The sequence below is a fragment of the Bartonella sp. AP7XZML genome (assembly GCF_042195745.1).
Taxonomy (GTDB): Bacteria; Pseudomonadota; Alphaproteobacteria; order Rhizobiales; family Rhizobiaceae; genus Bartonella.
In genome coordinates, this window is the sequence record NZ_JBHIOT010000022.1 from 1 (window position 1) to 12,474 (window position 12,474).

Consider the following 12,474-nt stretch of genomic DNA (forward strand, 5'->3'; position numbering starts at 1 on the left):
TAAAAAAGGGCAAGAGCGTAATGGAATAGCGGATGCGCTGGGATTGACCAGAGCGACTGATATAGTCATGGTCTTTATTGAGTGTAATGATCACCACGGGTCCATGGAGAAGGACACTATAGGTGGTATCATTAATCCAACGAAGCATCTGGACCGGCTTTGCTCTTCGAATAGTTGTAGTGATAGCATCAATGGCTACACGGTCACCAAATTCTTCTGGAAACCAAACGCCATGAATGGTTTTTGCATCATTGCCATAGCCGGTAAATTGCAAACTGGGTGCCTTGCCAAAACGCTCCATACAAACCCATGAGGCGGAAAACTCTTCTTCAAAGGATTGGAAATTCAGCCAGTCCACATAAAATTGATGCGGACCTAACATCATCAAAGGATCTCTCATAGGCTCCCTCCCCTCATTCTGTCCCGCCATGCAATGCATTGGCGCGTACCCGTTGAATGGCATGGGCAACCGCACGACCAGTGGCCATGGGTTCACGCGCCCCATTAACATGCACTGTGACATTTTGATTGTGTGTGATAGTGGAACGCTCTTTGCCTTTTGCTTCTGTGAAAGGGGAATTTGCACGCCCCGCCCCTGCAAATTGTGCAATCGGTTGAATGGTTGTTTTGCCACCAATATAAGAAACAGCGAATATAGTGGATCCGCCAGCTTTAATATCGCCTTGTAAAAGGTCTTTCCCTCTACTCTTTTTGCTATCAAATCCTGATTTTACAATTCCTTGCTCTCTTTTTTATACTCAAAATTGCCTCTGAAACAGGATAGATTAATCGTAAAAAATATATAAAAGAAGCAAATTATAACATTTTTTCTTATCCTTCTTAATACAAAATAACTGTTAAGCTACAATACGCTAACATTTATCAGTCATAAGTCCAAAACATCATATAATGACGAAACAAATTCATAGAGTGAAGATTTTTCACTATCAACCGTTGTATTAATCTTTCCATAATGCATAAAAATGATGAAGTGACCCTCGCCCTTTCCCTACTTTTAAAGCATCTGCGGCAGTTAAAGCGCCATGCAAATAATCTTTTGCTTGTTTAACAGCGCAATCCAAAGGTTGAGTAGGTAACAGAGCTGCAATGGCAGCAGAAATGGTACACCCTGTCCCATGATCATGAGTGGTTGAAAGACGAGAGGCTTCAAGTATAACAAGGTTTTCACAATCACAATAAAGATCTGGACTAGAACAATCGTAATTTTCTGTACTATTTCTGGTAAGCGTATTCAAATGTCCCCCTTTTAACAAAACTGCATGACACCCTAGCGCCAAGAGTCGTGGAGCATATTGATACATAGTCTCTAAAGACCATTGCACTTCACATCCCAATAACAATGCAGCTTCAGGCAAATTTGGCGTGATCAAAGTTGACATCGGCACAAGAACATCACGCATAATTTCAATTGCATCAGACTTTAAAAGAACATCACCACTTTTTGCAACCATAACCGGATCAAAAACAATGAAACGCGCTTTATGATAAGCAAGACGTTCTGCAATAACCTGTGCAATCTGAGCATTTGCAACCATACCAATTTTAACGGCATCAACATGGATATCCTCAAAAACAGAATCAATTTGATCTGCAACAAAAGAAGCATCTAATGCCTGAAAAGAACGCACACCCTGAGTATTTTGTGCAACAACAGCTGTAACCACACTCATACCATAAGTTTTCATAGCTGAAAAAACCTTCAAATCCGCCTGCATTCCAGCGCCACCAGAAGGATCTGTTCCCGCAATAGATAAAATCCGTGGAATAAAAAGTTTATCTTTTTGTAATTCCATCAACCTCTTTCCTTCTGTTTTTAAATATCGGAAAATGAGTTACCGAAAAATAGATGCTTGAAAAAATATAAAGAAGATGTTTTCTCACGTGAATTATATTATATACGAAGTCTTCTTATAGATATAAAATGGAAAATGTAGTGCTTATCCTTCGTTCTATTCTTTTTACGTTCGCTTTTTATACAACAACTTTCATACAAATGATTCTTTACGCTCCCGTTTATTTTTTAATGCCCCGCAAAAAGGCATGGATTGTCCCTAAAACATGGGCGCGCGTTACTCTCTTTTTGCAAAAATACATCGCAGGCACAAGTTATGAGATTGAAGGTTTAGAAAATCTTCCCAAAGGACCCTACATCATTGCTCCAAAGCATCAATCGGCTTGGGAAACTTTCAGTCTTGTTCCCTATTTTGATGATCCCACTCTCATTTTAAAACGTGAATTGATGTGGATTCCATTGTTTGGCTGGTATATGGCAAAAACGCAAATTATCCCCATTAACCGCACAACACCCATCAAAGCCTTAAAAATGATTATACAAAAAGCAAAAGAGAAAGTAAAACAAGGGCGCCAAATCTTGATTTTTCCCGAAGGAACACGCCGACAACCCGGTCAAGAACCAGATTATAAGTCAGGAATTGTCGCGCTCTATAATGAATTAGGACTTCAAGTTGTCCCTATTGCACACAATGCGGGTTTATATTGGCCACGCAATAATTTTCGCCGCTATCCCGGAACAATTCGTGTCCGTATTCTTCCCCCGATAGAGGCTGGTTTAAGCAAACGTGATTTTCTAGATCAACTTGTCCAAAAAACTGAAAAAGCGTGTGATGAACTGCTTCTCTTAGCAGCTCAAGACCCTACCCCTCCTCCTATGCCACCATACGCTGTTCAGAAACTTCAAAAACTAAATCAACATGAAACAATGCACTGATTGATAAGAATAATGCATAACTTTGTATATTGAGCGGAGTATAGGGAACAAAAATATAAGAAAGATACTTCAAACTTTCTAATTTAAAATTGTAAAACACTTGTACATGATAAGAAATGATCAATGTGTAAATTTTTTTGAAAAAGAATTCTTCCTCTCTTTAAAATCATTTAAATAACATACATCTCATTGATTTATAAGGATGTTTTAGCGTTATTCAACTTGAATGAGAACCCTGAATACCGTAAGATTTTCTCATTTCAAATCTATTCTAGGTTGAATCAATTAGAATCATTTTCTTACACATTACAAGCGGGGATATCTGTGTGAATAAAACGATACAAGAAAAGATTAAAATGCTTTTTACGAACCGTCTCAAGTGCCAAGGGCTATCCTAACAGGAGAGCAAGAAAAATGCATGATTATGCAGATTCATTCCTTTCTGAGAAATTCAATCCCTCCAAGAACCTGAAATCTTGTACAATCTTCATTATTTAAAAAGTATTTCTTGAGATACTTAAGTCATCAAACCAAATTCAAGGGGAAAATAAAAATGAGAATTGGTTTTTATCCCACAGACACAACGGATACAGCAATTAACCATCTTTCCTTCCTATCCTAGACTTAAATGCTTTGTGTGCTACATTAAAACAATTCTAAATAACGAATAAGAGGGAACTAGATTTAAATTAATGCGACGTCTCTTCTATAATTTATTTTTTTCTGTGATTTTGAGTTTATCCAGCGCTGTTGCTCTAGCGCAGCCTTTTATTTCTGTTGATGTTACAACGAGGCGAATCTTAAAACATAATCAAGCTTTTGAGCGTTGGTATCCTGCTTCCTTGACAAAATTAATGACCGCTTATGTTATTTTTCGTGCCATGAGCCGAGGGGAAGTTTCACCAAACAAACATATCACCATCAGCGAATACGCCGCAAAAGCTCCCTCATATCGTTCAGGCTATAAAGCTGGTTCTGTACTCACACTTGATACAGCCTTAAGTATCACCATGGTTAAATCTACCAATGATTTAGCCATTGCCATGAGTGAAGCTGTTGCGGGTTCACAGAAAGATTTTGTACGTAAAATGAATAGCGAAGCTAAACGTTTAGGCATGTTTGGCACCCATTTTGCGAACGCAAGTGGTTTACCAGATCCTCAAAACTACTCCACGGCACGCGATATTGCTCTTTTAGCCGTTCAAATACGTCGAGAATTTCCACAATATGCTCATTATTTTTCTATTCCAGCCATTGATTTTGGTAATAATCGAAAAATCCAACATAACTCAAACAACCTCATTGGCCGTTTTTATGGGATAGACGGTATGAAAACAGGCTTTATTTGTGCCTCTGGTTTTAATCTTGTTGCCTCAGCCACCCGCAATAAACGCACAATTATTGCTGTCATTCTAGGTGCTAACAACATAAGTGAAAGAGAAGAAAAAGCTGCACAACTTCTTGAAATAGGATTTTTGCACCAAGGAAGCCCCCAATTAACACTAGCAACATTAAAACCTTATGGGAGCAACATAACACAAGCCAACAATATGAGACAACAAACATGCACACCTGAAGCCATAAAAATGCATGCAAATTCATATGATGATCAAGGAAATATTATTCTCACCTCACCTTTTATCACTGCTCCACCTTCTTTTTCTCATCCTTTATCAGTACACCTCATTCGTACGCCACAAACACCTAAAATGACAGTAAAACCACTAAGAAAACCCTATATTCCGTATAAAAGGCACGCAAACCATTCTATAAAAAGCCATAAATCATAATCTACAATTAATTATAATACTTTGATTTATAATGATAATTAATTATTTTGTACCTTATGTCAAAACCACAAGTATTGTAAGATTCTCTCATTTCAAATCTGTATTTGTTGAATCAATAAAACCAGTCTCTTGCGCGCCACAAGGTGGATGAACATGTAGATAAAATAATTAAAACAAGGAATAAAAATCCTTCCTATAAGTCCTTTCAAGAACCAAAAATTATCATAACATTGACGCTAAAAGTGTATAATATACCCACGTGCACCTACCTTTATAAGCGTAAAGATAGTGGTACAATGGATCTCATGAGGGATTAACCATTACATCCCTCACGGACATCATTATAAATTGGTTAGACATACTGAGATATATTTTTTAAAAACAAAACTATGATTGATGATTAACATGAAAATAAAGCGCATCCCTCTCACGCTTATTACGGGTTTTTTAGGCTCTGGCAAAACAACTTTGCTCAACCGTATGCTACAAGCCCCTCTTCTAACAGAATGTGCTGTTATCATCAATGAATTCGGCGAAATCAGTATTGACCACCTTCTGGTTGAAAAAACGACAGAAGGAATTATTGAGCTTGCCAATGGTTGCTTATGCTGTAATTTACGCAGTGATCTCATCGACACATTAATTGATTTAATAAATCGCGTTCAGGCAGGACAGATCAAACAACTCCATCATATTATCATTGAAACCACAGGGATGGCTGATCCCGCCCCTATTTTACAAATACTTTTAAGCCACCCATTGTTTATTCAAACATTGTCCATAAATGCTGTTCTTGCAACATTTGATACATTAAGTCCACTTTCCATATGTAAGCGCTATCCTGAAATATATAAACAATTAATATTTGCTGATAAAATCATTCTCACCAAAACAGATCTTAGAGACCCACAAACGCTTTCAGATGCACTCCTTAGCACACTTAAAACAATGAATCCTACAGCACAAATCATTGACGCCCATTCTAAAGATTTCTGTTCAAATCTATTAATAAATAACACATTATGGGATGAAAAAGTAGAAAATACAAAACTTAAACAAAATCTTACGACTACCCCACATGATCATACCCCCCATAAAACCATTCGTACCTTTTCATTAAACTGTGAGGGTCCTGTTGATTACCCCACAATTGAAGCTTTTTTAGATCTCCTACAAGAGCGTTATGGTACAAAATTATTACGTATTAAAGCAATTATCGCATTGCGTGATGACCCTTATCGCCCACTTGTATTACATGGCGTACAAACATTTTTTCATCCTCCCATAAGATTGCCGGCATGGCCAAAAGGAATAAAACAAACACGTTTTGTCATCATTGCCGATGGTGTTGAAAAAGACGCAATACAAAAGCTCCTCAATGCTTTTTTTAATAAACCAGCAATAGATACTGCAGACAAAACAGCTCTCTTAGAAAATCCTCTGGTCATTCCAGGAATAAAATTTTAATTTTTTCTCCCCTTCAATGATATAATATTAAATTCATTGGCACCACCATCTTTATGCTTTTAAAGAAGTAAACCGGCACCATTACACACTTTGCTAATTCCCAATGTTGAAACAAGCCCTTGGTACTTGAGACGGTTTGTAAAAAGCATTTTAGTCTTTCTTGCACAGTTTCACCCACGCGGTTATCCCCGCTTGTAACGTGCAAGAAAATGGTTTTAATTTATTCAACATGGAACGGCTTTGAAATGAGAGAATCTTATGGTATTCAGGGTTTTAATTTAACTTGAACAACACTAAATTATCATTATAAATCAAATTGTTATGATAAAAAATTTAATACCCATCAATCTGCAAACAGATTGTTTTCTCTCTAAATGCGCTTCATCTGCAAACCACTTCATATGATTCATTTCACAGACCGATTGGCCAAATTCTTGGTTCTAAAATATTCTGCTCAACTCTATGTTTACTCAAGCTAATTGAAATCAAAATCCCTGTTAAGAAAAAAACCAAAATCAGACAGAGGCAATATCGCATTTTAAAATATGTGAATGTATCTTATATAACAGCACGACAAGACAATATTTTACAGCATAAAAGAATAAAACTCTTTGAAAGAAATAAAAAGAGAGGTACATTTCATGTTAACTTACTCTTCACTAAAAACGAAGATTGATACCAGTAACGATGTGCAAACAATCCAACTTCTTTGAGAAAATTCCTCTTGGCTTCCCACTTCATATGATTTACTTACATAAAGCTCTATGAAAAAACTCTGCGCTTTAAAATATTGACTACTCACTTAAACACCTTATGTGCAAAGTTTTTGCATATCCTGTATCACCATTATTAAGTGATAGTGTTTACGGTGCTGTAGAATACAATAACACTCACTGCATTAGAGAAACTGAATTTTTATCAATATCGCGATTAAAAACGTAACGTTTTCCATAAACCTCAACAGTTGGAGGTTGACGATTTTTTTCAAAAAAATCATAACCTTTCTTAAGCATAACCCAGAATTGATAATGAGGATTCTTGCTATGACGTGACATATTATCCTCGGTCATGCGGAAAGGAAAAGCCTGCAACTGAAACTCTCTTTGTCCTCCTTTAAAAGCATCCCGTGCAAACGCATAAATCTGAGCCATGTTCTTATCACTCATAGAATAACAACCTGCGGAAAAGCAAGAACCATGCACCATAAGATTGCTTCCTGTGCGACCATTTTCCTGATCATAAAGGTTAGGAAATCCTATATTAAAAGAGAGATAATATTTTGAATAAGGATTCATTTGGTTTGCGCTAATAGTATAAAAACCCTCTGGTGTCTGAAGATCCCCTTCTTTATATTTAGGTCCAAGCTTACCAGACCATTTGCAAATGCCATAGCGAGCAACCAAGATAAAAGGTCCTGAACGAGATTGCTTCCAAACTTCAGCAAGATTTTCTTCCTTAAAAAACCGCATCATAATCGGTGCATAGGGATCTATATCATACAGAACCATTCTATTTTTGATTTCTTGCGGCAACGGCTGCTCAACTTTAGCGCGAATAGAGGCTGGTAATCTTCCTTCACATGCTGTCAATAGTCCCATTACAAACAACACACACACAGCAAGGAATCTGCTAAATGTCATCGAATAAAACTCCAATCCAACACCCCTCACAAAAAATAACCTATGTTAGAGATCGACCAATTTGAAGGTATTTTTCCCTTCGCTCTTGTTTAAGCACTTGACCATCTTTTCCAGCCATAGCTTTTAAAGCCTCTGAAATAACATCACCCGTTGCATCAATGACAATCTCTTTGCCACGATGCGCTCCCCCTAAAGGTTCCGAAATAATGCCATCAATAATCTTTAAGCGATACAAATCTTGAGCGGTAATACGCATATTCATTGCAGCATCTTTTGCACGAGCTGGATCACGCCATAAGATAGAAGCTGCTCCTTCTGGTGAAATAACAGAGTAAATTGCGTGCTCCAACATATAAACTTTGTTGGCAGCCGCGATTGCTATCGCCCCTCCAGAACCGCCTTCTCCAATAACAACGGAAACCACAGGAACTTTCAAACGCAAAGTTGTAGCTGTTGATTGAGCAATTGCTTCCGCTTGCCCACGTTCTTCAGCGCTTACCCCAGGATAAGCACCTGCTGTATCAATAAAAGTGAGGAGTGGCAAACCAAAGCGGTCAGCCATTTCCATAATACGTACAGCTTTACGATAGCCTTCTGGACGCGCAGAACCAAAATTATAGCGCAAACGTGTTTGCGTATCGTGACCTTTCTCTTGACCGATATAAGCAACGGCCTCACCTTTAAAGCGTGCAAACCCCGCTTGAATAGCCTCATCTTCAGCAAACTTGCGATCTCCGGCCAAAGGCGTAACGTCACTCAATAGGCGTTTAGAATAGTCCATAAAATGGGGACGATCCGGATGACGAGCGACTTGTGTTTTTTGCCACGGCGATAATTTTTTATAAATATCGCGCAACGCTGTTTGGGAACGCGTTTCAAGACGAGCAATCTCGTCACTCATATCAAGACTGCCTTTTTCCTGAGAAATTTTTTTTAATTCAAGAATTTTCCCATCAAGATCAGCAACTGGTTTTTCAAAATCAAGATAATTATACATTTGTGTCAACTCATTCAGTGTCACTTATACACTTATAATTTGCTTTATAAAGTCTTTTTCAAAAACATCACCTTTTCTTTAACGAGCCTTTTGCTCATCGGCAAGTGGATGATGCTCATTGACTAAACGATAAAGTCCCTCTTCCAACACATGGGTATAAATCTGAGTGGTAGCAATATCAGAATGACCTAACAAATGTTGAACGGCACGCAAATCAGCACCATTTTGCAAAAGATGACTAGCAAAAGCATGACGCAACACATGGGGAGAAAAGCTATCACTTCCTATCCCTGCTCTTCTAGCGAGATTTTTCAACTCTCGTGCAACGACTTGACGAGCAATATATCCTGTCTCGGAATGCGCAGGAAAAAGATAAGAACTCGTAGCGTCCTTTCCCTGATCACGCAAATTTAACCACTGTGAAAGAACTTGGCATGCTTTTTTTGATAACAGCACCATTCGTTCTTTTTTGCCCTTACCACGAACCAAAACGCTGTATTCCTTCCTTCGAACAGACTGAACCGGCAGACTCACCAACTCACTAATACGTAACCCTGTTGCATAAAGCATTTCAATCAATAGCTGAAGACGCAGTGCACGGAAATAACCTTTAGACCCATAGTCTGCTTGATTGACTTCTAACTCCGCAAAATCAAGCAATTTTATCACTGCATCTTCACTCATGATTTTGGGCAAAGGACGCCCCTGACGAGGTGCATCAATATCATGAGAGGGATCATCTGCTCTCAACCCTTCAGCATAAAGGAATTGATAAAACTGACGCAAAGTCGATAAACGGCGCGCTTGCGACGATGCCGCAAAACCAAAAGTATGCATAAGTGACAAAAGAGTAATTAAATCTTCTTTTTGTGCTGAAAAAAGCGAAACAGAGTGTGAAGACAATTCGTCTTGTGCCCACTGCAAATCATGCTGATAAGCCGCAAGCGTATGAGACGAAGCCCCTCTCTCCGCACTCATCATCTCAAGAAAATGATCTATCACAGCACCACTTTTCATTTCATTGATTCGCTTCCGTAGAAAGATTCCATGAATCCAAGGGAACATCAATGTACATATCCACAGTTACTGGTTCAACCCAAACCACAAGAGCACCCATTATAATGAAAAGAACAGAAAGCAAAATGAAAAGAATCATCAAAAATCTAGTCAATGTTGGCATAAGACAATAACCTACCCAAAAATATTCTATCTCGTATTATGCCTCACAAAGATTAACAGGAATTGACTTTAAGATGGATAAATGCCGAAATAAAGTTATGAAAAGCAATCGACAAAAACGCGTCCCCATAACACAAATAAAGAATCAGCTCTTATCGTCCCTTGATAAAAGAGCACTTGTCCTTGTTGGTCTTATGGGGGCAGGCAAATCAGTGATCGGAAAACGCGTCGCCACCATGCTTCGTTTACCTTTTTATGATTCTGACCAAGAAATTGAAAAAGCTGCACAAATGACAATCACGGAACTCTTTGAAATTTATGGTGAATCCGAATTTCGTGCTCTTGAACAGCGTGTTATTCTAAACCTCATGAAAAAAAGTCCCCTTGTTTTAGCAACAGGTGGTGGTGCCTACATAAATGAAAATATCCGAAAAGCCATTCACCAAAATGGTATATCCATATGGCTAAAAGTCGATCTTGATATCCTCATGCAACGTGTCTCAAAGCACCCAACACGTCCCCTGCTTCAAACAGCCAATCCTAAAGAAACCATGCAAAAACTCATGGAACAGCGTTATCCTATCTATGCAAAGGCAAACTTAACAATTAACAGTCATAAAGAAAGCCGTCATACCGTAGCACAAAATGTTATACGATCCGTACAGCACTACCTATACACAGAAATTAACAATAGGGATAACCAGCATGCAAACCAAAACCGTCACTGTTAAACTGGACAAACACTGTTACGATATCATCATTGGTCCGGGTCTGATTACACAAGCTGCTTCACAAATTAAACATGCTCTTAATAAAAAAGATCCTCATCAAACGCGCTTGGCACTTGTTACAGATACAAATGTTGCTTCCCTTCATTTGGAGATATTGCAAGCAGAATTAACAAAAAATAAAATTCATACTGTCCCTATTATTGTAGAAGCAGGAGAACAATCAAAATCATTTTCAACCCTGCAAGTTGTCATCGATCAAATTCTTGCTGCACGCTTAGAAAGAGGCGACTGTGTTATTGCTTTTGGCGGTGGTGTCATTGGTGATCTAGCAGGATTTGCGGCAAGTATAATCCGCCGTGGCATGAACTTCATTCAAATGCCCACAACGCTTCTTGCACAAATTGATTCCTCTGTTGGTGGAAAAACGGGAATCAATAGCCAATATGGCAAAAATCTTATTGGTGCCTTTTATCAACCACAATGCGTTATTGCTGACACGTGTCTTCTTGATACCCTGCCACCGCGCGAATTTCGCGCTGGCTACGCAGAAATAGTAAAATACGGTCTCATTAACCAACCTGACTTTTTTGAGTGGCTTGAAAAAAATGGGCAGAAAATTTTCTCTAATGGCCCTATGCGAACAGAGGCCATTGTTCGCTCATGCCAATTTAAAGCTGCCATTGTAGCACGTGACGAACATGAGAAAGGAGAGCGCGCACTCTTAAATCTCGGCCATACATTTGGACACATGCTTGAAACAGCAACCGCTTATGACTCCAACCGTTTAATCCATGGCGAAAGTGTAGCAATTGGGATGATTCTAGCTCATCAATTTTCTGCTCAATTAAATTTAATAAGCCCCACGCTTACACAACGCATTGAAGCGCACTTCAAATCTATAGGATTGCCTACACAATTAAAGGATATCCCAGGGTGTCTACCAGATGCTGAAACTTTAATGACTCTCATTGCCCAAGATAAAAAAGTTTCGCAAAACAATTTGACTTTCATCTTAACACGCGGACTTGGCCAATCATTTATTGCAAAAAATGTTTCACCAGATGCCGTTTTATCCTTTTTGGAACAAAAATTAACAGAAATTCGTTAATTCATATTGAATATAATTGATTCGTTTTTATACTTCTATTAAAGATTAACATGATGATGTCTGCGTAGCTCAGTAGGATAGAGCACAGGATTCCTAAAGAAATTGGGCACTTTGAGAAGAAATCCTCAAAGTGAATCTGCTCAAATTCGGGGAAAGCTTCATGGGCGACTATATGCCAATCCCGAGCCAAGTCTCTTTTCAAATGAGAGAAAGGTGTAGAGACTGAACGGGCAGCACCTAAAGAGCAAAAGCTTCAAGGTGAAGAGACAGTCCAGACCACAAACAGCCGATAAGGCTGGCGGTGAAAATCGAAGTGGTATGAATCCTGGGGTCGCAGGTTCGAATCCTGCCGTAGACACCATCGTATCAGTCAAATTATTCTTTGTGCACAATATTAGGAATATAGGGAAGCATCATGAAAAAAACTTTGCACATTTTAGGATTTTTCACCGCTTTAAGTTTATCACTCTTCAGCTCAAACAATAGCTTAGCTGGTTCTTTAATCATTGAAGTACCAGACAATCCAGAGCCCAAAACAGAGACCATTACCTATCAGTGTGATACTGAAACAGGTAAAGAGCGCGTAGAGGCAGTTTATCTTAATGCTGACAATATTTCGTTGGTTGATTTCAAATGGAACGGTGATCGTGTCATTGCTGCTAATGTCATCGCGGCAACAGGAGCAAAATTTTCAGGAGCTCAGTACATCTGGTGGGAAAAGAACAAAGAAGTCACGCTTTATGACCTTGCTCAGGATCCAGAAGAAAAAAAACCTATCCTATGTAAAGATGAGTCAACATTATTATTTTAAAT

Annotated in this window: 11 protein-coding genes; 6 read left to right on the forward strand and 5 right to left on the reverse strand. The window is 38.6% G+C overall.

Annotated features, from left to right (window positions below):
- Together ACFILT_RS02070 and thiD are read right to left on the reverse strand one after the other, a co-directional pair.
- The coding region (locus tag ACFILT_RS02070; RefSeq protein WP_375679498.1) for a phage tail protein at positions 1 to 400 on the reverse strand (400 nt) is incomplete at its 3' end.
- 559 nt (positions 401 to 959) lie between these two features.
- A complete protein-coding gene (thiD, locus tag ACFILT_RS02075; protein ID WP_375678884.1) occupies positions 960 to 1,814 on the reverse strand; it encodes a bifunctional hydroxymethylpyrimidine kinase/phosphomethylpyrimidine kinase in 855 nt (284 codons plus the stop codon).
- Positions 1,815 to 1,942: 128 nt separating this feature from the next.
- On the opposite strand from thiD, the gene ACFILT_RS02080 reads away from it, so the two are divergent.
- The 3 genes from ACFILT_RS02080 to ACFILT_RS02090 all read left to right on the forward strand — a co-directional run bounded on the left by ACFILT_RS02080 (position 1,943) and on the right by ACFILT_RS02090 (position 6,006).
- A complete protein-coding gene (locus tag ACFILT_RS02080; RefSeq protein WP_375628565.1) occupies positions 1,943 to 2,749 on the forward strand; it encodes a lysophospholipid acyltransferase family protein in 807 nt (268 codons plus the stop codon).
- A gap of 692 nt (positions 2,750 to 3,441) precedes the next feature.
- Positions 3,442 to 4,539: a D-alanyl-D-alanine carboxypeptidase family protein gene (locus tag ACFILT_RS02085; RefSeq protein WP_375611309.1), complete on the forward strand. Its 1,098-nt coding sequence runs from the start codon at positions 3,442 to 3,444 to the stop codon at positions 4,537 to 4,539.
- A 405-nt stretch (positions 4,540 to 4,944) separates the two neighbouring features.
- Positions 4,945 to 6,006, forward strand: coding sequence for a CobW family GTP-binding protein (locus ACFILT_RS02090; RefSeq protein WP_375678883.1), 1,062 nt, complete (start codon positions 4,945 to 4,947; stop codon positions 6,004 to 6,006).
- An 890-nt stretch (positions 6,007 to 6,896) separates the two neighbouring features.
- On the opposite strand, the gene ACFILT_RS02095 is transcribed toward ACFILT_RS02090, so the two are convergent.
- The 3 genes from ACFILT_RS02095 to ACFILT_RS02105 all read right to left on the reverse strand — a co-directional run bounded on the left by ACFILT_RS02095 (position 6,897) and on the right by ACFILT_RS02105 (position 9,660).
- Positions 6,897 to 7,646, reverse strand: a complete 750-nt coding sequence (locus tag ACFILT_RS02095; protein WP_375612743.1) for a L,D-transpeptidase family protein — start codon at positions 7,644 to 7,646, stop codon at positions 6,897 to 6,899.
- A gap of 40 nt (positions 7,647 to 7,686) precedes the next feature.
- Complete coding sequence (locus ACFILT_RS02100) at positions 7,687 to 8,643, reverse strand: acetyl-CoA carboxylase carboxyltransferase subunit alpha (RefSeq protein ID WP_375611312.1); 957 nt, start codon at positions 8,641 to 8,643, stop codon at positions 7,687 to 7,689.
- A gap of 78 nt (positions 8,644 to 8,721) precedes the next feature.
- Complete coding sequence (locus ACFILT_RS02105) at positions 8,722 to 9,660, reverse strand: site-specific tyrosine recombinase XerD (RefSeq protein ID WP_375628561.1); 939 nt, start codon at positions 9,658 to 9,660, stop codon at positions 8,722 to 8,724.
- Positions 9,661 to 9,920: 260 nt separating this feature from the next.
- Here ACFILT_RS02105 and ACFILT_RS02110 point away from each other — a divergent pair, with 260 nt between their 5' ends.
- From ACFILT_RS02110 to ACFILT_RS02120, 3 genes are all read left to right on the forward strand, one after another.
- Entirely contained in the window at positions 9,921 to 10,553 is a 633-nt protein-coding gene (locus tag ACFILT_RS02110; protein WP_375606223.1) for a shikimate kinase, read from the forward strand.
- On the forward strand, positions 10,528 to 11,661 hold the full coding sequence (aroB, locus tag ACFILT_RS02115; RefSeq protein WP_375620917.1) for a 3-dehydroquinate synthase: 1,134 nt from the start codon (positions 10,528 to 10,530) through the stop codon (positions 11,659 to 11,661). Before ACFILT_RS02110 ends, aroB begins: the two co-directional genes overlap by 26 nt.
- A gap of 415 nt (positions 11,662 to 12,076) precedes the next feature.
- Complete coding sequence (locus ACFILT_RS02120; protein WP_375679499.1) at positions 12,077 to 12,472, forward strand: MliC family protein; 396 nt, start codon at positions 12,077 to 12,079, stop codon at positions 12,470 to 12,472.
- Positions 12,473 to 12,474 lie beyond the last annotated feature (2 nt).

Coding starts and splice junctions, on each gene's coding strand:
- thiD (WP_375678884.1), bottom strand. CDS start 1,814: ATGGAATTACAAAAAGATAAACTTTTTATTCCACGGATTTTATCTATT.
- ACFILT_RS02080 (WP_375628565.1), top strand. CDS start 1,943: ATGGAAAATGTAGTGCTTATCCTTCGTTCTATTCTTTTTACGTTCGCT.
- ACFILT_RS02085 (WP_375611309.1), top strand. CDS start 3,442: ATGCGACGTCTCTTCTATAATTTATTTTTTTCTGTGATTTTGAGTTTA.
- ACFILT_RS02090 (WP_375678883.1), top strand. CDS start 4,945: ATGAAAATAAAGCGCATCCCTCTCACGCTTATTACGGGTTTTTTAGGC.
- ACFILT_RS02095 (WP_375612743.1), bottom strand. CDS start 7,646: ATGACATTTAGCAGATTCCTTGCTGTGTGTGTGTTGTTTGTAATGGGA.
- ACFILT_RS02100 (WP_375611312.1), bottom strand. CDS start 8,643: ATGTATAATTATCTTGATTTTGAAAAACCAGTTGCTGATCTTGATGGG.
- ACFILT_RS02105 (WP_375628561.1), bottom strand. CDS start 9,660: ATGAAAAGTGGTGCTGTGATAGATCATTTTCTTGAGATGATGAGTGCG.
- ACFILT_RS02110 (WP_375606223.1), top strand. CDS start 9,921: ATGAAAAGCAATCGACAAAAACGCGTCCCCATAACACAAATAAAGAAT.
- aroB (WP_375620917.1), top strand. CDS start 10,528: ATGCAAACCAAAACCGTCACTGTTAAACTGGACAAACACTGTTACGAT.
- ACFILT_RS02120 (WP_375679499.1), top strand. CDS start 12,077: ATGAAAAAAACTTTGCACATTTTAGGATTTTTCACCGCTTTAAGTTTA.